We start from the raw sequence: 22,934 nt of genomic DNA, 5'->3' as shown, positions 1-22,934 counted from the left end.
GTTGCGGACGTTCGCGGGCGCTTTTGACTTTCCGAACTTCGGACATTCACTCATGTCGGTGTGAAGCTCGGCGTGTATAAGTAATCGGACCCTATCCCAGTAGGCTAGCGGGGTTGCCCGCCACGGTCACGCAGTCGGGAACATCGCGTATTACAACACTGCTTGCGCCGATGATCGCGTCGTCACCGATTGTGTTGCCGGGCAGGATCAACGCAGCACCGCCTATCCAGACGTTTCGACCGATGGTGACCGACCGCCCGAACCGGCCGTTCGTTCGTTCACGGGCATCGTGCCAACCATAGATGTAAACGGCCAATTCACCCTCTCGATGTAGCCTGCGGCGCTGACTCTAAAACGTGGAGATAAGCGATGGGACACTCGTCGATAGATCCAGCTTTCAACGAGCTCCGCCCTTGGAACGAAGGCCGCGTGCTGGGCCCAAAGCGCGCGCTTAAACCGCAGCAAGTCTGGGCTATTCGCTTCTGGCTTGACCAACATCGGCGGCTGCGGGATCGGGCACTTTTCGACTTCGCGATCGGCAGCAAGCTGCGCGGATGCGACGTCGTGAAAGTTCGCATTGGCGACATCGTTGCTGGTGGCCGCGTTCGGGATCGCGCGATCGTAGTGCAGCAAAAAACGAAACGCCCCGTGCAGTTCGAGCTTGTCGAACCTGCCCGCAAAACCCTCCTCGCTTGGCTCGAGCGCCGTGGCGGCACATTGAACGATTTCGTCTTTCCGAGCCGTAATGACTATATGGGGCACATGAGCACGAGGCAGTATGCGCGCCTCGTTCGCGAGTGGATCGTCGGCATCGGCCTCCAAGCTGAGGATTACGGTACTCACTCCCTTCGACGCACCAAGGCGTCGATTATCTACAAGGCGACGGGCAACCTTCGCGCAGTGCAAATCCTGCTTGGTCATGCCAAGATCGAAAGCACCGTCCGCTATCTTGGCGTCGATGTGGAAGACGCTTTGGAGCTGTCGGAGCGGACCGAAGTCTGACGAGGTCAGTTTGACCCACTTGCGGTCATTCGCGGCCTCTTTCTGGCTCCCCAATTTCTGCAAGCCATTCAGTATTGCAGCAGAGAAGGTGCTGAGCCTCGGCCCTGCCCGCTGCCGCGCCAGCTTTCAAAAGGACGATGAGGCGGCAAAACTTTTACCGGCCCATTAACTGGCTGTCGGCTGCATAAGCTCTATCGTTATATGATCGGGGCCTGAAACGTAGGCCACCAACGTTCCCTTCCGAGGACCACCCGGGATCGGCAGCGGATTGCCTTTCGCCTTCCATCCTGCTGCCTCGACGCGGGCAATGGCGACGTGAATATCCTTTACGGTCAGAGCCAGATGGGCCGCTCCGATCGATCCCGCGCCGCTGGGCACCGTCCCGTTCTGGAGCCCGTTTGAATATTCTAACAGTTCGACCAAGTAGCCGTCTTGCGCCTTGACGATCGCCGTTTTCACACTCGGATCATCGACACCTGTCACCTGATTCAGGAAGTCGCCCCCCATCTCCGATTGCCGCTCAAGTGTGAAACCGAGCGTTCCCGTCCAGAACCGAACGGCTTCGTCCAAAGACGACACAGCGAAGCCTGTGTGGTCCACGGCAATTACGTTTGCGAAGTCCGTCATTACTGCCCTCTCACTGGTATGCCGGCCGTGCTTACCACGCGACCGTTCACCGTCATAAACCGCTTTCCCTAAACCCTTCCCCGCATACACTTTCCCAATATGGGCTGGTGGACACGGAGAACCGGAAAGGCTTCGAGCCTCTTAAAGCAGCGAGTTCCAGGATGGGAAAGAGCTTGGGAGCAGACGAGCTTGATCATGCAGCGATCAGAGGACCAGCGGCCGCGGAGACCCACACTTGGATGCCAGCGCTCCTTCCCTCGCTTCCCAACTTCGGAAGCTGGTTCATCACAATCTTACGGCCGGATTTAGTACGCTGGACGGTCTGCTCAGACGGCTTCGAGTGGGGACATGGCGAGTCCGATCAGGGAACGTCGCAACGCTCAACCAAGTCTTTAATCCGTCGCAATTGAAATTCCTCTCGCAGCACCCCGACTAAGGCTGCTGCCGGCATGACACGAGACAGCGGCGCACCCTGCCCTGCCCATTGCGCCCCGAAACCGTGTTCGCCTTGCGCCTTAGCAGCCGCGTGCAAGGCCTTCCCAGCATCATAGGCTATAGGGTAATCAGGCGGTCGGCGTTCATCGACCGACTGACTCAGAGCCGTGAACCGGTTGGCCAGCGCACGCGCGGGTCGACCAGAAATAAGCGAAGTGAGGACGGTGTGGTAAGCGCCCTCACCGGTGAGGGCCGCCCGGTATGCATCGTCGGCGGCCGACTCCGGGCACGCGACAAAGGCAGTTCCCAGTTGCGCTGCCGATGCGCCCAGGTCGAGTGCCGCGGCGATGCCGGCGCCGTCCATCATCCCGCCAGCAGCGATGATTGGTAGGCTGTTCTTACGCACCAGGAGCCGGGTCAGAGCGAATACGCCGAGCGCGTCGTCAGGCGCGGTGGGGTCGAAGACACCCCGATGCCCGCCGGCCTCGATCCCTTGCGCGACCACCGCGTCGATCCCGGCGGCCTCGATCGCGTGTGCTTCGTCGAGGCTGGTTGCGGTCGCCATGAGGTAGATACCGCGCGCTCGCAACGCCGAGAGCACGTCGGTGGACGGCAACCCGAAGTGGAAGCTGACCACTTGCGGCGCGAGGTCGAGCAGTACCGCCACCATGTCGGGATCATCTGCGAAGCTCTTGTAGATGGTCCTGAGTGCCGTCGGGGGTTCCGCGCCGTACTCGGCGAACAGCGGGGCAAGCCAATCCAGCCATTGCGCTTCCCGCGAAAGATCGGCCTTCGCGCCAGCGTGGACGAAGACGTTGACGTTGAACGCACGGGTCGTGCGGCTGCGCACTTCCTCGATCATAGACCGTGCGCCTGCGGCGTCGGTCGCGCCCACGCCGATCGACCCCAAGGCTCCCGCCTCGGATACGGCTGCCGCCAGCGAAGGTGTGGCGACGCCCGCCATCGGCGCCTGGATCAAGGGCACCGAGAGTTCGAACCGGTTGATGAAAGACATACCTGCGCGGGATCCGGTTATGAACGATTGTCCGCTTATGACTACGCCAGCGCACCAAGTGAATGGCGCCAGGTGGGCGAGGTGCGGGTCGTCTGCCCTTAAACCGCTACGACCCAGAAGGCGACATTGCCGAGCCGCTCTCGCCCATCCACACATTTGACGTTCGTTCAGGCGCCGGCGACGCCGCGATCATTAGGGCGAACGCCGCCGGTCTGCGGTTTGAGCCTTCAACGGAAGGAATGCCGAAACGGAAATCTGCCGAGCCTTAGCCGCGAAATAGCTCGTCCAACGGACCTAGTCAGGACCACACGCCCCGCCGCCCCTGTTCCCGCATCGCGTCGATGAACACCCTGACCGCAGGCATAGCGGCTCGACCGGGATCATAGAGCAGGCTAACCGGCATGGCGGACGGAGCATGATCCGCCAGAACCTCAACGAGTCGCCTGCTCGCGATGTGCGCGGCCGACTGGTAACTCAGTACATTGGCAAGGCCGACGCCTGCCTCCGCAGCAGCGAGGATCGCGTCGATGCCGTTGACGGTCAGGCGGGGGACGATTTCCAACAGCTTCTCGCCGCGTGCGCCAAACGGCCATCCGGTGCCGGCGCGCGCACCGCTGCCCATGATGCACCGATGCCGGGCCAGGTCGCCGGGATCGATGGGCACGCCATGTTCGGCAATATAGCCCGGGCTTGCCACGATGGTCTGACGGACCGAACCGATCGTCACGGTGCGCAGCGTGCTGTCCGCCAACGCTCCGATCCGCACCGCCACATCGACACCCTCCTCGACGATGCGGACATTACGATCGAGCAGCATCATGCGCGCGTTGAGGCTGGTGTGGCTGGCCAGCAGCGCGCTGATGACCGGCAACACATGCAGCCGCCCGAATATGACCGGCGCAGTTACGTAGAGCTGCCCCCGGGGAACCGAACGACCGCCCATGGCGATCTGCTCCGCCTCGCGAATGTCCGCAAGTATGCGCCGCGCCCTATCGAGCAGGCTCGCCCCGTCATCCGTCAGGGACACCGCTCGCGTCGAGCGGTGGAACAGCGTCACGCCCAGATGCCGCTCCAGCGCCGCAACCGCGCGGGTTACGGCGGGAGGCGACAGGTTGAGGGCGCGAGCCGCAGCCGCGAAACCGCGCTGCTCTGCCACCGCGACGAAGACAGAAAGGCTCTCGAAGCGGTCCATTATTCCCCGTATCGCAATAGTCCGTATCAGTAATTGCGAATTATCACATCGCGGGCAACTCGCCATGTTCGTGGCCATGGCGCAGGCATATCTACACACCCTTTTCGGACCACGCGCTCGCGCGCTGCAAGAAGCAGCGGGATCGCGAACGTCCTACGCACGCATGGAAGCCGGCGCGGAGCCGGTCGACCGGCTGACGGCGAAAGAACTGGCGTTCATCGCCGCCCGCGACAGCTTTTACATGGCGAGCACGTCCGAAGATGGCTGGCCCTATCTCCAGCATCGCGGCGGGGCGACCGGCGTCGTCCGACACCTCGAGGGCAATCGTCTCGGGTTCGCCGACTTTCGCGGCAACCGGCAATATCTCTCCGTCGCGCATGTTGCGGCCGACGACCGGGTTGCGCTGTTCCTTATGGACTATCCGAACCGCCGGCGCCTCAAGATCATCGGCCATGCCCACGTGAGCGAAGACCCCGCCGTCATCGCAGCGCTCATGCCGTCCGGCTACGCGGCCGAGCCGGAGCGTGGCTTTCTGATCGACGTCGTCGGGTTCGACTGGAACTGCCCGCAGCATATCACGCCGCGTTTCACCGAGGCGGAGGTGCGCCGCGCTTCCCAGCCACTCATTGACGAGATCGCGGTGCTTCGAGCCCGCATCGCTCAACTTGAACGGGCAGCATCATGACCGGCAAAATCACATGCGGCGTCCACCATGTAGGGCTAACCGTGCCCAACCTCGATCAGGCACGCGCCTTCTTCTGCGGCACGCTTGGATTCGATGAAGTAGGCGGCGTGCCCGACTATCCTGCTATCTTTGTCTCGGACGGCACGATCCTGCTGACCTTGTGGCGCGCGGCCGACCCAGTGACGGCCCGCGCCTTTGACCGGCGCGCCAATATTGGTCTCCATCATCTCTCGCTCTCGGTCGCCGACGATGCTGCACTGGCGGCGGCGTGGGCCGCCGTGACGGCGCATCCAGAAGTCGTGGTCGACGCAGCGCCGGGTGCCATCAGTCCCGGATCGACGGCGCGCCATTTCCTGATCTTCATTCCGGGCGGGATCCGTCTGGAGTTTGCCACGCCCTTTGCCTGAAAGGATCAATTCGATGCCACGACCGCCCCTCCCTCCCTTCACCCATGAGACTGCGTCGCTAAAGGTCCGCGCCGCCGAGGATGGCTGGAACAGCCGCGATCCAGCGCGGGTCGCGCTCGCCTATACCGAGGACAGCCAGTGGCGGAACCGGTCTGATTTCCTTCAGGGGCGGGATTCTATCGTCACCTTCCTAACCGCAAAGTGGCGTCGCGAGCACGAGTATCGGCTTATCAAGGGCCTGTGGGCGCATGACGGCGATCGAATTGCCGTGCGCTTCGCCTATGAGTGGCATGACGATGTCGGCGCGTGGTATCGCTCCTACGGCAATGAGAATTGGAAATTCGAGCTCGATGGCCTGATGGCGCGCCGGATCGCGAGCATCAACGACGTTCCGATTTCCGAAAAGGGGCGGCTGTTCCAATGGCCGCTCGGGCCACGGCCCGAGGATCATCCGGGGCTGGAGGAACTTGGGCTTTAGCTTCAAGTCGTTGTTCTACAACCGATCTTAGTTGATCTGCTGTCGGCCAGAGTGTGAATGGCTTCCTGAAACTGAGAGCCCGACATAAAACTGGAAGGTTGCGCCTGTCATCGACCGCTCAGGGGCTGCGAGGACCCACAAATAGACATTCGGAAGCTCTTCGCCGCTTCCCGAAACCGGCCACTCGTTCATCTGCTCGGTCGGGAGTGGGCGGGAACGTTTAAAGCCGTTGCACGCTGGCGCCTCGCTCCGCGCGTGCCAATGTGCAACGGAGATGGATCATACAGCCTGAGCCTCCGCATAATTCATTGCGGCGAGGTCGGTGAGCAGGTCGGGGCCTGTCGGCTCCCATCCCAACCGTGCCCGCGTCCAGACACTCGACGCTGTCATGTCGAGTGCGGCGAAGGGAGTCATCCAGCCGAAGTAGCGCTCGACTTCGTCTACCGCGATTGAGCGCACCGGCAGTCCGGTCCCCGCACCAATCGCCTCGGCTATCCTCCGCGCGTCGATGCCTTCCTCAACCGACGCATGGTAACGCGCGCCAGGCTCGCCAATTTCGAGAGCCAAGGCGTAGAGCTTGGCGACGTCGCTGATATGCGCGGCAGCCCAGCGCGTACGGCCTTCGCCGAGGTACGCGACGGCCCCGGCACGGCGCGCCTCGGCGATCAGGGGCGTGATCAGACCGGCCTTGGTAGTGTCGTGCACCTGCGGCAGCCGAATGGTGCGCACGTCGATGCGCCGGGCGATCAGCGCTGCGGCGGCTAGCTCCGTTACGATGCGCGGATTAGTATGTAGCGGGTTGAGCACATCCTCGGTCGCGGGACCGCCGTTGCGTGGCGTTCCGATACCGATCCCCGAAGTGATCAGGATGGGCTTGTTGGTCCCCGTCAGCGCGTCGCCCATCGCAGCGATGTTGCGTTCGTCCTTTTTGGTATTCTCGACGAAGTTCGCGAAATCGTGGTCAAAGGCGCAGTGAATGACCGCGTCGGCTACAGCGACCCCGCTGGTGAGCGTGTCGGGTCGTTCTAGGTCACCGCGATGGACTTCGGCCCCCGCCGCTTCGAGCTTCTGCGCACCGGCATCGGAGCGGGTGAGACCAAGTACCTGATGGCCGCGGCTGAGTAACTCGGGAATGACGTGGGAACCGATGAAGCCGGTCGCACCGGTCAGGAATACGCGCATCAAAAATCTCCTCGTTGACCAACTGAGTATCTCCCGATGGCCTGACCTGTTAAAGTAGTGACATTATCGTGGTATAGAATTCAACAGGATCGATCATGGCTGGCGACGCACCCAACCCACTCGGCACTTACCTTCGTGACCGTCGCACGCGTCTAGATCCTACGGCGTTCGGGTTTACCAGCGGGCGTCGCCGCACGCCCGGTCTGCGCCGTGAGGAAGTGGCGAGCCGCGCGAACATTAGCTCTACCTGGTACACATGGCTTGAGCAGGGCCGTGGCGGCGCGCCGTCTGCGGACGTGCTCGACCGCATTGCCAAGGGCCTGATGCTGACCGAGCCGGAACGTGAGCACATCTACATGCTCGGGCTCGGCCGCCCGCCAGAGGCCCGCTATCAGATGGCCGACGGCATCACCCCCCGGCTGCAGCGGGTGCTTGACGGGATGGTCCTCAGCCCGACGATCATAAAAACCGCGATGTGGGACGTTGTTGGCTGGAACCGTGCCGCTGCGGTGCTGCTGACTGATTATGGCAAGCTGCCCCGCGAGGGACGCAACATCCTCCGCCTGATGTTCGGCAGCGATCATGTCCGTGACCGCAACGCAGATTTCGACAGCATTGCTCGCTTCGTCGTCGGCGCCTTCCGCGCAGACGTGGCACGCGCGGGCGCCAGCACCAGCGTCGAGGTGACGAAGCTCGTCACAGAGCTGTCGCGTCTCAGTCCAGAGTTCGAGGCGCTGTGGCACGATAATGACGTGGTCGCCCATGGCGAGGGCGTAAAACGGATCTACCATCCCGACGCCGGGCTGCTGGCGATGGAATTTTCTTCTTTTGCCGTCGAAGGAAGGCCTGAACTGGGGATGATCGTTTACAACCCCGCCACACCGGACGACGCCGAGCGGCTGCGGGTGCTCTTAGATAAACCTACAGGCTAAGCTGTGTTGGCATACCCAAGTCGCGATGACCCAAGAACCGCCGTTCACACCAGCTCATCGCTTCCCGGTATCGGACGCTCGTTCACCTACGCACCGACCGTCTTTAGCGTCTGATCTGCCGCGATGGACACCGTGACTAAGGGAGGTAGGCTAGCTTGCCATCTCGCTCCCGTCTTCCCGAAAAGGAGGGTTGTGTCCCGGTTCGAAATAGGTCTCGGCAATCATGGTGCTTGCAGTTTCACCGTAGACTGCCTCCCACGCCTGACGAACATCAGCGGTGAAAGAGATACCCAAGATTTCCTCGAAAGTATCGATTAATACTGTTCCAACCACCGCGTATTGGTATGCGCGGACGCCATATTTGACGTGCCTCTTGGCCAAATCCGATAATGTCGGGCGTAGGCGATCGAGATTCGCGACATTCTCAATAAGAACCTCGATTGTTCTAGAAAATACGTCGATTTGATGTGTCATATCGTCAGGAAAAAGCGCTCGGGCAAAGGGGTGATCCTGAAGCAATCGATGATAGAAAAGTTCGGAATATGAGCGAGAAGATCGCGCAATGAGTGCATAGCTTTGCGTCACGAGCTGGACCTGTTCCATCGTTACAGACATCCCGCGTCCTTACCAATACCCCTCTGCTTTGCGGCATACCGTAGCAGATGCATGATATGATCAGCGTTTCTTGTCATGAAGCCAAGCGGAATCCAATTTGGCCATTCCAATTCCGTTAACCATTTGGCTGTAGGTCAGGGCGCAACGGCTAGGGAGCGGTTCTGTGCGTATCGATCAACTTGAGCCTACCTCGAGTTCGGCGGATCCTTTTGAGATACCTTCTGAGCTGCTTGAGAGCGTGCGTCGCCATCAATCCCATCTGTCTGCATTGATCGTCAGCTTGCGGGCGGCCGGTCTCGATGATGACGTGGTGGATGCAAGTGTCCGGACTCTGGTCGATAGCTATGCCGATGATCTGACCGTCGCGATCCGGACCATGATGAAGGAGTCGCATAATGGATGACACTTTGCTGCGGGACGACGACGCCCGCGTTGCAGCCTTACGCCGTCTATATGTGCTCGACACAGCAATCGAAGAGCCGTTCGAGAAGATCGTGACGCTGGTCCGCACAGTGCTCGCAGTGCCCATCGCAACCGTGACACTTGTTGATCGCGACCGGCAATGGTTCAAGGCCAAGCGCGGCATAGATCAAAACGAAACGCCACGCTCCATGTCCTTTTGCACGCATACGATCCAGCAGCGCGAACCGTTGGTCATCGAAAATGCCCTCGAAGATCCAAGATTTGCGAATGTACCACTCGTCCTCGGCCCGCCGCACGTACGCAGCTACGCCGGCGTTCCGCTGCGCACGCCGGAGGGTTACAATGTGGGCGCGCTCTGCGCGATGGATACCCGCCCAAGGCGCTTTAACCCGGGGGACGTCGCTATACTCGGCAACTTCGCGAACATTGTTTGCGACGAGCTCGAGCTAAGGCTGATCGCACAAGTAGATCATCTTACCGGGGTGTTGACTCGTCGGGGGTTCGTAGATCAAGCGGTAAAGGAGATCGAGCGTACGCGCCGCTATGGACGGACAACGTCGCTTGTCATGCTCGATGTCGACCATTTCAAGCGCGTGAATGATACGTACGGGCACGCAGTCGGGGATCAGGCCTTGCAGACAATCGCCCGCATCGCGGAGGCCACCCTACGTCCGAGCGATCTGTTCGGTCGACTGGGCGGCGAGGAATTCGCGCTGCTTCTGCCGGAAACCAGCGGCGGGGCCGCCGTTATAGCCGCAGAACGCCTTCGACGGGAAATTGCCGACCATCCGATGATGCTGCCTGATGGTAGCACCTTGAGCGTTACGGCGAGCTTCGGTGTTGCCGAATTGTCTGCCTCGACAAGCTCGCTTGCCGCTTGGCTCGCGCGCGCCGATACGATGCTCTATGCAGCCAAATCTGGTGGACGGAACTGTACGAAACTTGCGCAGGATAATTAAGGCGGCGTGTTTACCGTCACAACTGTAGGCATTCGTTTCGCTCCGCTCGGATGACCCAGAACGTGACATTCAGACCGCCAGCCTGCCTTTCCGGAAGCGGACATTTATTAATGTGATGCAATCGGTGCTCACAGCGACCAGATTTTTCACGCGGAACGGCGAGATGTGGGACTTAGCCGCCGTTCCAGAGAAGTACCATGAATGGCGGGTTTTGGACGGACCGGCCATTCGGCGCACTTCGGGGATCGGCCCAGCAGCGAGCGATCCTGACCGATAGCGAACTGTTGGGTTTGGTTAGGCCGTGCAAAAATTGCGGTCGTTGCTCCCCTGACGGAAAACCATGCCTTCAAGGTTGTCGCATACACTCTCAATCCGACAGGGTTTGTCGGACAGTCGCGCCAATATGGAGATAGTGCGATGCAGCGTTCACGTTAATTGTCGTGAATTTGCGGACGGTGCTGCGTCGCCAAACATGTGTTTTCCGACAGTCTCAAGACGCTGCGGCAACCTATACCGGCGTCATGACCAAGATACTGGATACGGACAGGAGATCGCAGGGTTCACCTGAACCCTCATTTCTGCACCTGAACGACAGCGCTCGGCATCATCGGGTCGCCTGACGCAATGACGAGGTACCGGCGCATGTCGCCCTTCGCGTCGCTGACGATCTGGCGGAGCGGTCCGAGCGTGTTGACGATCGCGCCGCCAGCCGGATTGGTCATGAACTTTGCCAGAGGCTGGATCACGCCGCCACCATCAGCGCGGGAGGATAGCCCAAGGACATAGGGCATCTTTGGGCTGAGGCCCGCAACCGCCGCCTGCAGGATCTGGACTTGGCCTTGATCGAACAGCGTGACCTGGCTGCGGCCAGTCCCGGCGAGGGTCAGCTGGATCTTCATGCCGGCCTGTGCGAGCGGTATCAGGTTTGCACGGCCTTCGCCTACCGGCACCGCGCCGGGAACATAGGCCACGCCTTGCGGCCCCTGACCGATCGGAATCGTCGCGATGACGGTGTTGCTGGCGGTGTCGATCGCCGCAACAGCGTCGGCGTTCTCCAGCCCGACATAGATCCGCGAGCCGTCGCCCGACGGCCACAGACCGTGCGGCAGCGCGCCGACCGGGATGCTCGCGACCTGCACGAAGTCGGTGGTGCGGAACACCTTCACGACATTCTCGGTGCCGACCGTCACATAGGCGAACTGGCCGGCCTTGGTGCGGGCGATGTTGACGTGGTTGGTGATCGCGCCGGTGTCGAACGTCTTCAGCACTGCGAAGGGTGGCTTGGCGTCGAACACCATGACCTTGCCGACGTCCTTCAGCGTCAGCCAGACCTGCTTGCCGTCGGGCGTCGCGGCGATGTCGGGGCAGAACGGGCTTGCCTGCTTGACGCGACCGACGATCTTCTTCGAGGCGGTGTCGATCACCACGGTCTCGGGTGAGAAGCTCGAACAGACATAGCCGTATTTCCCGTTCGGCGAGAAAATCGTCATGCCGGGGCCGTTGGGGACGGGGATGCGCGTGGTCGGCGCGAAGGTCTTGCCGTCGAGCACCTGGATATAATCCTCGCCGCGCACCGCGACCCAGACTTCGCGACCGTCGGGGCGGAAAAACGCCTCATGCGGCGAGCGCCCGACATAGGTCGTGTGCTTCACGGCATTGGTCGCGGTATCGATGAACGTCACCGAGTTCGAACCGATCGAGATCGCCGCCAGCGTCTTACGATCGGGCGAGAAGCCCATGCCGTGGACAAGCAGCTGCCCCTTGTAGAGCGGGCTGAGGTTGGCGGGGGTCTGGTCGCCGAGCTTGATGACGCCGAGCAGCGTGTTGGTTGATGGGTCGATCACCGACACGGTGTTGGAGAACTGGTCCGACGTGTAGAACCGGTCCTGCGCGCTGACAGGGATGTCGGGGGTCGCATTGGGCACTTGCTGGGCAAACGCAGGGCCTGAAAAGCACAAGGCGGTGCAGGCGGTTAGGGTGAAACGCTTCATGGACGGTCTCCGTGATGGGGGTGACCAGTCGCGGTCGGTCCGGTGTGACGTGGCAACGCGCCGCCTTCGGATAGGATGCCCTGCATCACCGCGATTTCCTGACGCTGTTCGACGATGATCCCTTGCGCAAGCCGGCGCAGGCGTTCGTCCTTGCCGTAACGCAGCTCGATCTCAGCCATGTCGATCGCACCTTGATGATGCGGGATCATCATCCTTGCGAAGTCGCGATCGGGATCGTTTGAATAGCCGGTCATCATCGCGCCGTGCATCCGCGTCATCGCCGCATCCATCGCGGACGCGAAGCCGTCCGTTTGCGCGATAGCAGCGGTCGATACGGACAAGCCTATCGCCATCAGCAAGGTCATGCGTGATCTCATCGTCCTGTCCCTAGTTTTCCTGTTTACGACACGCGAGCGATGATGCCGATAATCGTTGCTAGCACGGCCATGCAGGCCGGGAGAAAGAGCATCTGTATAGCCGCTTCGCGCCCTGTGATCGTGCCCGTCAAGATATCGACCGGGCCCTTGATGAACTCCGAGAACGAACGGAGGGGTTCGCCGGGGGCGGGAGTATCGCTGAGTACGATGCCGCCAGCAATCAGACCGAAATACAGGATCATGAAGACCGACACGACCGTCAGGACGAGCGCCGTAGCTGCATCACGTGCGAAGAAGGTCCAGAAAGTCAGCAACATTGCTGCATACACGCCGACGAGCAAGCCCAACGTGGCAGGATGGACGCCGCGCGATGCGATGCCTGGAGCCGTTCTTTCCAGCTCGTCATAATTGCCTGCATCCGGCACGATTGTGAGATGTCGGCGCACAGGCGTAGGAGCAACGAGTGTCTCGGTAGCGAGATCGTAGATCGGCTGTGTTGCCATGAGGAAGTCTCCGCGCGTCTCGATGAATGCCGAGCGTGACAGGATAGATGATTGCGGCGGGGCGGTCGGTCCAACGCATAACCACAGTCGTTCCGATCATCTAACAAGAACGGTAGACAATCTATGATCGCGTTTTCGTATTGAAACCATCGCGACCATGCGTTGGACGCAGGGGACATATCGGTCGATCTAGCGGCATCGGACTGGCACGATCACCCGCCGGATCCGCGATAAGGATCGAACGATGAAAGCTGCGATCGTTTTGGTTGCCGCGATGTTGGCCTCCGTAGCGCCAGTCCCGGCGATCGCTCAGGCCTATTGGGCTGCACCTGCGGCGGACGACTTTCCCTACGATATCAAGGCGGTTCAGGCACCGTGGTCGAAGGCTGATATCGACCTTAGCCATCATGACCGGATCTATGTGTCTGACCCGACATCGACGAAGATCGTTGTCATCGATCCTGCAGCGGGCAACGAACTGGGACGCATCGACCTCGCCAAAAGCGCGATAGCTGAGCCCAGCTTTTCCAGCCCCAAAGTCCAGCACCTGGCTGCAACGCGTGACGGGCGGACCCTGGCGGTATCGGCATTAGCGCAGCACAGTGTGACGCTCGTAGATCTGGCCACGAACACGGAACGAGGCCGGACCGTGTTCCAGACGTCTCCTACCGCCGTCGCGTTTACGCCCAATGGGCACGAACTTTGGGTTTCGCTCGGCGATGAACATGCCATCGCGGTCGTGGATCCTAAGACCGCGCGGGAGATCACCCGCGTACCAGCAAGTGGCGGAGCAGGCGCGACCATCCTGTCGCCAAACGGACGCTATGCCTTTGTATCGCTTACTGAAAGGCCGTCCATCCTGGTTGTCGACGTCGAGCATCGGCGCGTCGTCGGACACGTTGCCAGCAACGGTGCAGGTGCGGGAGCAATCGCGGTCTCGCCAGATGGCAAACAGATCTGGGCAACACGCCGCGAGAGCGGCACGACCACGGTCTTTGCTGCCAAACCGCCGTTTGCGGTACGCGAAGTGATAAACACTGGTCCAGCAACGGGCGCGGTCAACTTCGCTCAGCGCGCGGACGATTCCTTTGCCTATGTCAGCGTTGGCGGCGATCAACCTGCAATCAAGGTCTATAGAACCGACAGCCTGGAGGCTGTGACAACCATCCCGCTACAAGCGGCTCCGACCGCGGTTTGGCCGTCGGGCGATGGTACGAGGATCTATGCCAGCCTGGCCGGAACCAACAAGGTCGCTGGGATCGACACGCTGACGTACACCACCGCGTCGACGATCCCGATCAGTACGGATGTGCAAAGCCTGATCTACGTTCCTGGTGCCGTAAGATCAGGAAAAGGTCTCGCCAATCTAGTGCCATCCGGGCGCGATGCAGCGCTTGCCCTGGCGGCGCGTTGATCGGTCTTACACCGTCTGTAATCTCCCAACGAAAGCCCTTTCCAAAATGACCAAGCCCCCCGTCAGGATCGTGATCAGCGGTGCCGCAGGACAAATTTGCTATTCGCTGCTCTTCCGGGTCGCGCAGGGTGATGTGTTCGGACCGGACCAGCCCGTTATCCTTCAACTGCTCGACGTGCCGCAGGCGATGGACGCAGTACGCGGCGTGGTCATGGAACTGGAGGATTGCGCGTTCCCGCTGCTGGCAGATGTGATCATTACTGATGATCCGATGGTGGCTTTCAAGGACATCGATGCGGCCATGCTGGTCGGGTCTCGTCCCCGCTCGAAGGGCATGGAGCGCCGTGATTTGCTCGCTGCCAACGCAGCGATCTTCAAGACGCAGGGCGCAGCGCTGGACGCAGTGGCCAAACGCGACGCCAAGATCCTGGTCGTCGGCAATCCCGCCAACACAAATGCCTGGATCCTTGCGCAAAGCGCGCCGGGTTTCCCTGCCGAAAACATCACGTCGATGATCCGCCTCGATCACAACCGCGCGCAGGGACAGCTTGCGGCCAAAGCGGGTGTCGGTGTCGATGCGATTACAAAGCTCGTCGTCTGGGGAAACCATTCGCCGACGATGTTTGCCGACTGGGGAAATGCCGAACTCGATGGCCAAAAGCTCGCCGACCGTATTGGAGACGAGGCTTGGTACCGCGAAACGTTGATCCCCACCGTTGCGCAGCGCGGAACCGCGATCATCGAAGCACGGGGTGCGTCCTCGGCCGCATCGGCCGCAAATGCGGCGATCGATCATCTACGCGACTGGGTGCACGGCGCAGGCGACAATTGGGTGTCGATGGGCGTGGTGTCAGATGGCTCCTACGGTATCCCGCAAGGGCTGGTGTGCGGCGTGCCGGTGCACTGCAAAAGCGGTGGGTATGCGCGTATCGAAGGACTGATCCTCGATCCATTCCAGCGAACGATGCTCGATCGCACGATTGCCGAACTGGTCGAAGAACGTGAGGCGGTTATCGACATTCTGAAATGAACGACCGGTATATCTGATTGGAATGACCGTAATCTTTGGTTGGTGCGATTGATCTCCTTTCCCTATCATTGGGGCAAGGAGATCGGGCATGACCCTGGAACAACTCAGGATTTTCGTCGGTGTCGCTGAGCGCGAGCACATGACGCGCGCGGCCGAAGCGCTCAATGTGACGCAGTCAGCCGCAAGCGCTGCCATCGCCGCGCTGGAAGCCCGGCACGGCGTGCCGCTGTTCCACCGGGTCGGCCGTGGGATCGAACTGTCCGAAGCGGGCCGCATGTTTCTGGTCGACGCACGCGCAGTGCTTGGCCGTGCCGCCAGCGCGGAACTTGCACTGGCCGAATATGCAGGACTGGAGCGCGGCACTCTGCGGCTAGTCGCAAGCCAGACGATCGCGGGCTATTGGCTGCCCCGCCAGCTGGCCGCGTTCCATGCGCGCTACCCCGCGATCTCAATCGAACTGGCGATCGACAACACCGAGGGGGCCGCGGCGCGCGTGCTCGACGGTGCGGTCGAGCTCGGCTTCGTCGAGGGTGTGATCGACGAGCCCGCGCTCGCGCATTGGACGGTCGCGAACGACCGCATGGTGCTGGTAAGCGACCGCGCAGCCGACACGATCGACGAGGACTGGATCCGCGCCGCACGCTGGATCGTCCGCGAGCAGGGATCGGGCACGCGCTCGTCGTTCGAGGAGGTGCTGCGCCAGCGCGGCGTCGATCCGTCGGACCTCACCGTGGCGCTGATGCTACCATCGAACGAGGCGGTACGTAGCGCGGTCGAGGCCGGGGCGGGCGTCGCGGTGCTGTCGCAGCATGTCGTCGCACCTGCAATCGCGGCCGGCACGTTGCACGATCTGCCGCTCGGTCTGCCGCGGCGTCCGTTCTACGCGCTGCGCCATAAAGAGCGGTATCGAACGCGGGCGGCCGATGCGCTGACCGATCTCATCAAGGAGACTGGCAAGTGACCGCCGATCTGAAACCCGTTCTCGATGGCCTGAAGCCCCTCAGCCGGCTCGACTCCCCGCGCGAGATGATCCGGCAGTTCACCCCCAACTGGTTCGCCGCTACGATGGGCACCGGCATTCTCGCGCTCGCCTTGCCGCAGGTGCCGGGCGTCGGCGCATCGCTGCACCCGGTCGGCGAGGCGCTGTGGTACTTCAACATCGCGCTCTTCACGCTGTTCGCCGGGCTCTACACCGCGCGCTGGACGATGTTCGGACACGAGGCGCGGCGGATCTTCGGGCACAACACCGTGTCGATGTTCATCGGCACGATCCCGATGGGGCTGGCGACGATCATCAACGGGTTCCTGGCGTTCGGCCTGCCGCGGTTCGGCGCTGGCGTGATCCCGATCGCCGAGACATTGTGGTGGATCGACGTCGCGATGTCGCTCGCCTGCGGTGTAGCGATCCCCTACCTCATGTTTACTCGGCACGAACATTCGCTCGACGGCATGACCGCGGCGTGGCTGCTGCCGGTGGTCGCGGCGGAGGTCGCAGGTGCGAGCGGCGGCCTGCTCGCCCCGCATCTGGCGGACGCGCATCACCAGTTCGTCGTGCTCGCAACGTCGTATGTGCTCTGGGCTTATTCAGTGCCGGTCGCGTTCGGCATCCTCGCGATCCTGATCCTGCGGATGGCACTGCACAAGCTGCCGCACGAGAGCATGGCCGCCTCGAGCTGGCTCGCGCTCGGTCCGATTGGCACCGGCGCGCTTGGGATGCTGGTGCTCGGCAGCAACGCGCCCGCGATCCTCGCCGCCAACGGCCTGGGGCAGATCGGCGCGGTAGCGCAGGGGATTGGCACGATTGCCGGGCTGCTGCTCTGGGGTTTCGGTCTGTGGTGGCTGGCGCTCGCGACGCTGATCACGATCCGCTACTGGCGCGCGGGCATTCCGTTCAACCTCGGCTGGTGGGGCTATACCTTCCCGCTTGGCGTCTCCACGGTCGCCACCTTCAAGCTCGGCACGACGCTTCAGCTCGGCTTTTTCGGGATCGTCGGCACTGTCCTCACAGTGGCGCTCGCAGCAATGTGGCTGCTGGTCGGCGCTAAGACGGTCGCGGGCGGCTGGCGCGGCAACCTGTTCGTGTCGCCCTGCATTGCCCAAGCCAATTGATGGGCCAAACCGATCGTCCTGCCGGATCGAACCGGCGAATCTGATCGACCCGTACCGGGCAGACCGGCGGACGGGTCGCGCATACAGAACATGACAGAAACGGGAGAATGTTGGTGGACAGCCTGGATATGAAACTGGCGCAGGCGACGAACCGCCGTCGCTTTCTCGCAGAGGCCGCGATCGGCAGCGGCGCGCTGATCGCCGCACCCGCGCTGGCGCAGAGCATGGTCGATCTGCACCTGCCGGGCGGTCCGTCGGAACGGCCGATGACCAGTGCGTTCCCCGGCAAGGGCAACATGATCCTCCAGCGTATCCACCCGCCTTTGCTGGAAACGCCGATGAGCGTGTTCAATGGCGACGTCTTCACGCCAAACGACCAGTTCTTCGTCCGCTGGCACTGGGCTGACATTCCGACCGCGATCGATGTCGAGGCGTTCCGGATCAAGGTGCACGGCGCGGTCACGCGGCCGCTGTCGATCTCGCTCGCGCAACTGCTGAAGTTGCCACGCGTCGAGCTGGCGGCGATCAACCAATGCTCGGGCAATTCGCGTGCGCTGTTCCAGCCGCCCGTTGCCGGTGCGCAGTGGCGTCACGGGGCCATGGGCAACGCCAAATGGCTCGGCGTGCGCCTGCGCGACGTGCTCGACATCGCCGGCGTGAAGCCGGGCGCGGTTGCGGTGCGGTTCGGTGCGCTCGACCAACCGGTGGTCGCGGGTGGACCGGATTTCGCCAAGTCGCTGTCGATCGACCACGCACGCGACGGCGAAGTGATGCTCGCCTTCGGGATGAACGGCGAACAGATGCCGCTCCTCAACGGCTTCCCGGTCCGGCTGATCGTACCCGGCTGGTATTCGACCTATTGGGTCAAGATGCTGAACGACATCGAGGTGCTCGCCGCACCCGACGACGGTTACTGGATGGCCAAGGCGTACAAGATCCCTGACACTCCAGGCGCGAACGTGCGGCCTGGCCAGAAGGATTTCCCGGCCGTGCCCATCAACAAGATGATCCCGCGCAGCTGGGTCACGAGCCTCGACGAAGGGCAGGCAATCGCGTTCGACCGGTCAATCCCGCTGGGCGGCATTGCGATGGGGGGCGATTGCGGCGTCGCCAAGGTCGATGTGTCGACCGACAACGGCAAGACCTGGTACAAGACAGTGCTCGGCCCCGATCACGGCAAATACAGTTTCCGCCGCTGGGACGCGCAGGTGCCGCTCACGCATGCGGGCCCGACCAGGCTGATGTCGCGCTGCTGGAACACCGCCGGCATCGCGCAGCCGATGACGCCGATCTGGAACCCGGGCGGGTTCATGCGCGGCAACATCGAAACCACCAACATCGTCGTCGGCTGAGGAGCGCTCCCCCATGAAAACGCCTTCCATCGGCACGCTGTCGTTCGGGTTCGTCGGCGCGACCGTCGTTCTTCTGCTCGCGATTGGTGCCCCGAACAGCCGCGTCGCCCCGCCGCCTGCCGCCCCGACCGCACCACCGCCGCCAAGCGTCTCGGCGCGCGGCTTCTCGCTGGCGTCCACTTCGGTCGATCTCCCAACCGACGAAGGGCAATATCCCGCCGGCCCGCATGCCGACGTCATCAATGCGAACTGCACCTCGTGTCATTCGGCGAGCATGGCGCTGAACCAGCCGCCACTCTCCGCCGACCAGTGGACCGCGGAGGTCACCAAGATGCGCGAGGTCTACAAAGCCCCCGTCGCCGCAGCCGACGTGCCGGCGATCGTCGCTTATCTGACCGCCATGAGCGCAAAGCAGCCGGGCGCCGCGAAGGGCAAGGCGCAAGACCCCGATCCGAAGGCTGCGCCCGACGTATCGGGGGGATCAGGCTAAGCCCATCAACTCACGACACGCGGTTCTGCGCGCGAAGTGCTGTGCGGTGTGGCCTCTGGGGGAGGGCGTCGACGCCAATCGAAACACTGCTCGCGCCTGCGCGTTCGCAGGTGCGCCACGTGGCACACCTTACGCGATAATCGTCACCCGGCAGGGCCGAGACGCCGGCACGATGGCTCGGTCGGCACGCCCAGCGGGCCGATAGAGCCGTGCCCGCGGGGTCCCGCCCCACTCGTTGGGGACTTCGGAAAAGAGCGTAGGGTGCCGACTGCCTGCCTACTTGGTGCTATAAACGTCTGTACCGGAACCATATAGCTGCTATTCTGGATATATGGAAAACAACACGGCAATTTCAGCGCTCGGCGCGCTCGCACAAGGAACACGCCTCGACGTGTTCCGCCTGTTGGTGCGGCACGAACCGCATGGCTTGGCTGCGGGCAAAATCGCCCGTCAGCTCGACGTACCGCAAAACACAATGTCCGCACACCTCGGCATCCTCGCCCGTGGCGGGCTGGTCCGATCCGAACGTCATAGCCGCTCGATCATCTATCGTGCCGATCTCGACGGCCTGCGCGCGCTAACGCTCTTCCTCGTCAAGGATTGCTGCGCCGGCAACGCGGAGCTGTGCGCCCCGCTGATCGCCGAACTCACCCCCTGCTGCTGAAAGGACGCCCGTGGCCGTCGATATCGTGATCTATCACAACCCCGTGTGCGGCACGTCGCGCAACACGCTCGGCCTGATCCGCAATGCCGGCATCGAACCGCACGTGGTCGAATATCTGAAAACTCCGCCCTCGCGCGCGCTGCTGGTCGAGCTGATCGACCGCGCCGGCATAACGCCCCGCGGGCGCGGCCAATACGCCGCTGGCCTGCACGATCATGGGCGTCGAGCTGTTCGGCGCCGAGACCGCAGTGCCGGTCGCGGTCGCCTGTTTCGTCGCTTACGCCTGCTCCGGGCATAAAGGCATCTACCTGTCGCAACGGGTGGCGGTGCCGAAGCGGGCGGGCAGCACCCTGCCGCCGGACCTGACGCTGCGCGATGCGCGCGCGCTCCGTCCCGTGCCCGACCTTTCAGACCTGTTCGCTCCTCACCCCACGGAAGGCTTATCCATGTCCGACGCCCACCACGTGTCGCAGACCGAGATCGGCTGGTCCGCATCTACATGAAGCCAGCCGACAAGGCGGTAAAGCCGGGCACGCGCTCACGCTGGGCTGCCAAGCCGCTCGACCGAACGCTCGTCGCGCAGGCCAAGGCGGACGGAATCATGAACGCTGTCGCCCACCATACCCACTACGGCTACAGCAACCACGGCCCGGTGCGTGAGAACGGCGCCGAGATCGCCGATCCGCACCTCACCATGTGTGTCGAACTGATCGGCCAGCGCGAGCAGCTCGAAGGCTTCTGCCGGGCGCACGGCGACCTGCTTGCGAACAAGGTCATCGTCTACAAGCACCTGGAGCATTGGACGGTCAGCCCGGCGGGCTTGCGCCAGGAAGATGCGGATACGGCCGAGCTGGCTGGCTGAGGCATGGGGCCATACCTGATTATGTTCGCCGGGACTGGTTCCGACGGCATGCTGCGGTATGGGCTGAACGGCCTCAGCCTGCGCCTGTTCGGCCCCGACCTGCCGATCGGAACGCCCATCATCAACGTGCTCGGCTCATTCCTTATGGGTCTGCTGGACGGCTGGTTCCTGTTGCGGAGCGGATCGAGCCGGGGATGGCGATTGTTCCTCACCACCGGCGGGCTGGGCGGCGTCACGACCTTCTCGACCTTCTCGCTGGAAGCGGCCTTGCTTTAGGAGAGAGCCGAAGTCGGGCAAGCCGCCCTTTATGTTGTCGGATCGGTTGGGCTGGGCGTGCTCGCGCTGTTCGGCGGCCTCGCTCTCGTTCGCTCCTTCAGCCCGGCTTAGCGGCGCCAACCGGCTCAGGAGCGATCATCTTCCTTGACGTTGTCAACCTTCGCCTTGTCTTTGGCGCGGACCGACTCCTCCAGCTCCAGAATCTCGGCCGATTCTTGCGTGGTGGGCTTCTTCTTGTCGATATCGCTCATGAAGTCCTCCGTCTGCAAAACTACTGGTACACCGTTTCGCGCCAAGGATTATTCAGGGTTTCTGCTCGGCGTCCCGCCGGTCCGCTTCGGCCGGGGTCTGCCGAGCGCGTTCGCGGATACGGCGTTCGAGCGGTGCGCCGACGAACAACACTAGCATCGCCAGCAGCAGACCGCCCACAAGTAGTGGCCACACCGCCAATCCCGCTGCCGCTCCGAGCGTCGCTGACACCCAGATGCACGCCGCCGTTGCTAGCCCGTGCACCTCCTGCCCGCTGCCAACGCGCAGGACCGCGCCCGCGCCGATGAAGCCGACGCCGGATAGGATGCCCTGCATCACTCGACCTGCTGCATCGGCGTTCACGTTCGGCAAGCCGCTGTGGACGATCGCCTGGACGGCGATGCAACTCGCGAGCCCGACCAGCCCCAGCGTCCGCAGACCCATGATCTGTCGGTTCTCGCGTGACCGTTCCCAGCCGAGCGTCATGCCGGCCGCCGTCGCCACGATCATCCTGCCGATCGCGTCGACCCAGAAGGCGAGATCGACCGACAAAGGCGGCGGATTCACTCGACCAGCACGTGGACGTGGTGCCAGGCCGTGCAGAGGTATCCGGCGAAGTTCCACATCGTATCGGGTAGTTCGGGCTGACCCTGGCCCGCATCGTCGAACGCGCGCACCACAAGGTGCTGGCGCCCCTTGGGCAGTTCCGCATCGAGCGACCAGCGCTGCCAGCTCCACTGCCCGTCCGGATCGTCGGAGAAATCGGCCTGCCGCCAGTCTCGACCGCCGTTCAGCGACACCTCTACCCGCGACACGTCGCGCTCATAGGCGACGGCATAGCCCTCGATCCGGACCTTGCCCGCGGGCAGACTCTCGCCCGAACCAGGCGAGCAGATCGCGGCGTTGAGCGGCATGGCGTTGATCGTCAGCCCTTGCGTCCAGTCCGCCGTCTCGCTGGTCACGTCGGCCGGAAAAAGCTTGTAATCGTGCGCCTGGATCGGCGCCTCGGAGGGCGTGTCCTTGACCTCGATCCGGGTCAGCCACTTGGCGCTACGCACGCCAGCATAGCCTGGCACGACCAGACGCAACGGCGCACCGTGCTCGGATGCCAGCGGTTCGCCGTTCATCGCCCAGGCGAGCAGCACGTCGGGCGCCCGCGCCTTGGTCATAGCGATCGAGACGCCGAACGGTGCCACCTCGCCTTCCACATCCACCTCGTCAGCGCCGGTGAAGCAGACGAACAGGTTGGACGCGTCCGATGCTCCAACTGCATCCAACAGGTCTGCGAGCCGCACGCCCGTCCACTCGGCATTGCCGATCGCGCCTATGTCCCACGGATCGCCTGAAGTCTTGCCCACCTGTTGGAGATCGGTCCGGCGGTTGCCGGCGCACTGAAGCACAGCCGTGACAGTCCGGACCGGAAAGCGCGCCTTCAACTCCGCAATCGAGATGGAGCACTCGCCCACACTGATCCCGCCCACCTCAATCCGGTGATCGGCCGGCAGGTCCGGCACGGGCCCATGGCTGCGCACATAGAACAGGTTCTGTGGCGTCAAGAACCGCTCGATCAAGGCGCCGGGCACCGGCTCGGCGTTGTAGGGCTCGGGGTTCCGCTCTATCATCAGCTCGCTCATGCTATTGTAACGCCTGACAATCGGTTTGGCC

The 22,934-nt window shown here is 62.6% G+C and carries 29 protein-coding genes and 1 pseudogene; 18 read left to right on the top strand and 12 right to left on the bottom strand.

Going from position 1 to position 22,934, the window contains the following annotated elements; all coding sequences use genetic code 11:
• Positions 1 to 91 precede the first annotated feature (91 nt).
• Entirely contained in the window at positions 92 to 316 is a 225-nt protein-coding gene (locus tag QBJ92_RS16950; protein ID WP_347342799.1) for a hypothetical protein, read from the bottom strand.
• Between the two features lie 53 nt (positions 317 to 369).
• Here QBJ92_RS16950 and QBJ92_RS16945 point away from each other — a divergent pair, with 53 nt between their 5' ends.
• The gene (locus tag QBJ92_RS16945; protein WP_277970870.1) at positions 370 to 1,002 is read left to right on the top strand and encodes a tyrosine-type recombinase/integrase; all 633 of its coding nucleotides are present in this window, start codon (positions 370 to 372) and stop codon (positions 1,000 to 1,002) included.
• Between the two features lie 165 nt (positions 1,003 to 1,167).
• Here QBJ92_RS16945 and QBJ92_RS16940 read toward each other — a convergent pair whose 3' ends face one another.
• The 3 genes from QBJ92_RS16940 to QBJ92_RS16930 all read right to left on the bottom strand — a co-directional run bounded on the left by QBJ92_RS16940 (position 1,168) and on the right by QBJ92_RS16930 (position 4,271).
• Positions 1,168 to 1,629 (bottom strand): VOC family protein, encoded by a 462-nt coding sequence (locus QBJ92_RS16940; protein WP_277970869.1) that lies wholly within the window; start codon positions 1,627 to 1,629, stop codon positions 1,168 to 1,170.
• Positions 1,630 to 1,990: 361 nt separating this feature from the next.
• Entirely contained in the window at positions 1,991 to 3,079 is a 1,089-nt protein-coding gene (locus QBJ92_RS16935) for an NAD(P)H-dependent flavin oxidoreductase (protein WP_277970868.1), read from the bottom strand.
• Between the two features lie 298 nt (positions 3,080 to 3,377).
• Positions 3,378 to 4,271 carry a LysR family transcriptional regulator gene (locus QBJ92_RS16930; protein ID WP_277970867.1) on the bottom strand — a complete coding sequence of 298 codons (894 nt, stop codon included), beginning with the start codon at positions 4,269 to 4,271 and terminating at the stop codon, positions 3,378 to 3,380.
• A 64-nt stretch (positions 4,272 to 4,335) separates the two neighbouring features.
• On the opposite strand from QBJ92_RS16930, the gene QBJ92_RS16925 reads away from it, so the two are divergent.
• Genes QBJ92_RS16925 through QBJ92_RS16915 form a run of 3 tightly spaced genes read left to right on the top strand, consistent with a single transcriptional unit; the run spans position 4,336 to position 5,841 of the window.
• Positions 4,336 to 4,956 (top strand): pyridoxamine 5'-phosphate oxidase family protein, encoded by a 621-nt coding sequence (locus QBJ92_RS16925; RefSeq protein ID WP_277970866.1) that lies wholly within the window; start codon positions 4,336 to 4,338, stop codon positions 4,954 to 4,956.
• Complete coding sequence (locus QBJ92_RS16920) at positions 4,953 to 5,363, top strand: VOC family protein (RefSeq protein ID WP_277970865.1); 411 nt, start codon at positions 4,953 to 4,955, stop codon at positions 5,361 to 5,363. Before QBJ92_RS16925 ends, QBJ92_RS16920 begins: the two co-directional genes overlap by 4 nt.
• Positions 5,364 to 5,376: 13 nt before the next feature.
• Positions 5,377 to 5,841, top strand: a complete 465-nt coding sequence (locus tag QBJ92_RS16915) for a nuclear transport factor 2 family protein (RefSeq protein ID WP_277970864.1) — start codon at positions 5,377 to 5,379, stop codon at positions 5,839 to 5,841.
• A gap of 279 nt (positions 5,842 to 6,120) precedes the next feature.
• On the opposite strand, the gene QBJ92_RS16910 is transcribed toward QBJ92_RS16915, so the two are convergent.
• Positions 6,121 to 7,023 carry an SDR family oxidoreductase gene (locus tag QBJ92_RS16910; RefSeq protein WP_277970863.1) on the bottom strand — a complete coding sequence of 301 codons (903 nt, stop codon included), beginning with the start codon at positions 7,021 to 7,023 and terminating at the stop codon, positions 6,121 to 6,123.
• Between the two features lie 95 nt (positions 7,024 to 7,118).
• Here QBJ92_RS16910 and QBJ92_RS16905 point away from each other — a divergent pair, with 95 nt between their 5' ends.
• Positions 7,119 to 7,955, top strand: coding sequence for a helix-turn-helix transcriptional regulator (locus tag QBJ92_RS16905; RefSeq protein ID WP_277970862.1), 837 nt, complete (start codon positions 7,119 to 7,121; stop codon positions 7,953 to 7,955).
• Positions 7,956 to 8,105: 150 nt separating this feature from the next.
• Here the strand turns inward: QBJ92_RS16905 and QBJ92_RS16900 are convergent, their stop codons facing one another.
• On the bottom strand, positions 8,106 to 8,570 hold the full coding sequence (locus QBJ92_RS16900) for a globin domain-containing protein (RefSeq protein WP_277970861.1): 465 nt from the start codon (positions 8,568 to 8,570) through the stop codon (positions 8,106 to 8,108).
• A gap of 163 nt (positions 8,571 to 8,733) precedes the next feature.
• Here QBJ92_RS16900 and QBJ92_RS16895 point away from each other — a divergent pair, with 163 nt between their 5' ends.
• Together QBJ92_RS16895 and QBJ92_RS16890 are read left to right on the top strand one after the other, a co-directional pair.
• Entirely contained in the window at positions 8,734 to 8,973 is a 240-nt protein-coding gene (locus QBJ92_RS16895; protein WP_277970860.1) for a hypothetical protein, read from the top strand.
• Complete coding sequence (locus QBJ92_RS16890; RefSeq protein WP_277970859.1) at positions 8,966 to 9,952, top strand: sensor domain-containing diguanylate cyclase; 987 nt, start codon at positions 8,966 to 8,968, stop codon at positions 9,950 to 9,952. Before QBJ92_RS16895 ends, QBJ92_RS16890 begins: the two co-directional genes overlap by 8 nt.
• Before the next feature lie 572 nt (positions 9,953 to 10,524).
• Here the strand turns inward: QBJ92_RS16890 and QBJ92_RS16885 are convergent.
• Genes QBJ92_RS16885 through QBJ92_RS16875 form a run of 3 tightly spaced genes read right to left on the bottom strand, consistent with a single transcriptional unit; the run spans position 10,525 to position 12,823 of the window.
• Positions 10,525 to 11,943 (bottom strand): YncE family protein, encoded by a 1,419-nt coding sequence (locus QBJ92_RS16885; RefSeq protein ID WP_037535052.1) that lies wholly within the window; start codon positions 11,941 to 11,943, stop codon positions 10,525 to 10,527.
• A complete protein-coding gene (gene copM, locus QBJ92_RS16880) occupies positions 11,940 to 12,308 on the bottom strand; it encodes a CopM family metallochaperone (RefSeq protein ID WP_008828623.1) in 369 nt (122 codons plus the stop codon). Before copM ends, QBJ92_RS16885 begins: the two co-directional genes overlap by 4 nt.
• Positions 12,309 to 12,343: 35 nt before the next feature.
• The gene (locus tag QBJ92_RS16875; RefSeq protein WP_277970858.1) at positions 12,344 to 12,823 is read right to left on the bottom strand and encodes a hypothetical protein; all 480 of its coding nucleotides are present in this window, start codon (positions 12,821 to 12,823) and stop codon (positions 12,344 to 12,346) included.
• Between the two features lie 244 nt (positions 12,824 to 13,067).
• On the opposite strand from QBJ92_RS16875, the gene QBJ92_RS16870 reads away from it, so the two are divergent.
• The 11 genes and pseudogenes from QBJ92_RS16870 (at position 13,068) to QBJ92_RS16820 (ending at position 21,020) form a co-directional block, all read left to right on the top strand.
• Positions 13,068 to 14,237: a YncE family protein gene (locus tag QBJ92_RS16870; protein ID WP_019054675.1), complete on the top strand. Its 1,170-nt coding sequence runs from the start codon at positions 13,068 to 13,070 to the stop codon at positions 14,235 to 14,237.
• Between the two features lie 46 nt (positions 14,238 to 14,283).
• Positions 14,284 to 15,267 (top strand): malate dehydrogenase, encoded by a 984-nt coding sequence (locus QBJ92_RS16865; protein ID WP_069710277.1) that lies wholly within the window; start codon positions 14,284 to 14,286, stop codon positions 15,265 to 15,267.
• An 88-nt stretch (positions 15,268 to 15,355) separates the two neighbouring features.
• Positions 15,356 to 16,228, top strand: a complete 873-nt coding sequence (locus tag QBJ92_RS16860; RefSeq protein ID WP_019054677.1) for a LysR family transcriptional regulator — start codon at positions 15,356 to 15,358, stop codon at positions 16,226 to 16,228.
• Positions 16,225 to 17,376: a TDT family transporter gene (locus QBJ92_RS16855; protein WP_277970857.1), complete on the top strand. Its 1,152-nt coding sequence runs from the start codon at positions 16,225 to 16,227 to the stop codon at positions 17,374 to 17,376. Before QBJ92_RS16860 ends, QBJ92_RS16855 begins: the two co-directional genes overlap by 4 nt.
• 107 nt (positions 17,377 to 17,483) lie before the next feature.
• Positions 17,484 to 18,728 (top strand): molybdopterin-dependent oxidoreductase, encoded by a 1,245-nt coding sequence (locus QBJ92_RS16850; protein WP_019054679.1) that lies wholly within the window; start codon positions 17,484 to 17,486, stop codon positions 18,726 to 18,728.
• Positions 18,729 to 18,741: 13 nt separating this feature from the next.
• Positions 18,742 to 19,218 (top strand): hypothetical protein, encoded by a 477-nt coding sequence (locus QBJ92_RS16845; RefSeq protein WP_037535047.1) that lies wholly within the window; start codon positions 18,742 to 18,744, stop codon positions 19,216 to 19,218.
• 331 nt (positions 19,219 to 19,549) lie between these two features.
• Positions 19,550 to 19,882 (top strand): ArsR/SmtB family transcription factor, encoded by a 333-nt coding sequence (locus QBJ92_RS16840; RefSeq protein ID WP_037535046.1) that lies wholly within the window; start codon positions 19,550 to 19,552, stop codon positions 19,880 to 19,882.
• Positions 19,883 to 19,892: 10 nt separating this feature from the next.
• Positions 19,893 to 20,063: pseudogene (locus QBJ92_RS16835) on the top strand (arsenate reductase); the annotation flags it as partial.
• A gap of 34 nt (positions 20,064 to 20,097) precedes the next feature.
• The gene (locus tag QBJ92_RS16830) at positions 20,098 to 20,385 is read left to right on the top strand and encodes a hypothetical protein (RefSeq protein WP_431358427.1); all 288 of its coding nucleotides are present in this window, start codon (positions 20,098 to 20,100) and stop codon (positions 20,383 to 20,385) included.
• Positions 20,382 to 20,744 (top strand): DUF190 domain-containing protein, encoded by a 363-nt coding sequence (locus QBJ92_RS16825; protein ID WP_192239384.1) that lies wholly within the window; start codon positions 20,382 to 20,384, stop codon positions 20,742 to 20,744. Before QBJ92_RS16830 ends, QBJ92_RS16825 begins: the two co-directional genes overlap by 4 nt.
• 3 nt (positions 20,745 to 20,747) lie before the next feature.
• Positions 20,748 to 21,020 carry a CrcB family protein gene (locus tag QBJ92_RS16820; RefSeq protein WP_277970856.1) on the top strand — a complete coding sequence of 91 codons (273 nt, stop codon included), beginning with the start codon at positions 20,748 to 20,750 and terminating at the stop codon, positions 21,018 to 21,020.
• Positions 21,021 to 21,145: 125 nt separating this feature from the next.
• Here QBJ92_RS16820 and QBJ92_RS16815 read toward each other — a convergent pair whose 3' ends face one another.
• The 3 genes from QBJ92_RS16815 to QBJ92_RS16805 are packed head-to-tail and all read right to left on the bottom strand — an operon-like array spanning position 21,146 to position 22,903.
• The gene (locus QBJ92_RS16815) at positions 21,146 to 21,271 is read right to left on the bottom strand and encodes a hypothetical protein (protein ID WP_260171586.1); all 126 of its coding nucleotides are present in this window, start codon (positions 21,269 to 21,271) and stop codon (positions 21,146 to 21,148) included.
• Positions 21,272 to 21,323: 52 nt separating this feature from the next.
• Positions 21,324 to 21,836 carry an MgtC/SapB family protein gene (locus tag QBJ92_RS16810; protein ID WP_107963382.1) on the bottom strand — a complete coding sequence of 171 codons (513 nt, stop codon included), beginning with the start codon at positions 21,834 to 21,836 and terminating at the stop codon, positions 21,324 to 21,326.
• Positions 21,833 to 22,903: a sulfite oxidase gene (locus QBJ92_RS16805; protein ID WP_037535043.1), complete on the bottom strand. Its 1,071-nt coding sequence runs from the start codon at positions 22,901 to 22,903 to the stop codon at positions 21,833 to 21,835. The genes QBJ92_RS16810 and QBJ92_RS16805 overlap by 4 nt, the downstream gene beginning before the upstream one ends.
• Positions 22,904 to 22,934: the final 31 nt, after the last annotated feature.

Origin of the sequence: Sphingomonas echinoides (assembly GCF_029623395.1) — a bacterium.
GTDB lineage: Bacteria > Pseudomonadota > Alphaproteobacteria > Sphingomonadales > Sphingomonadaceae > Sphingomonas > Sphingomonas echinoides_A.
The sequence above is the reverse complement of the archived record's forward strand: the minus strand, read 5'-3'. Positions and strand labels throughout refer to the sequence as shown.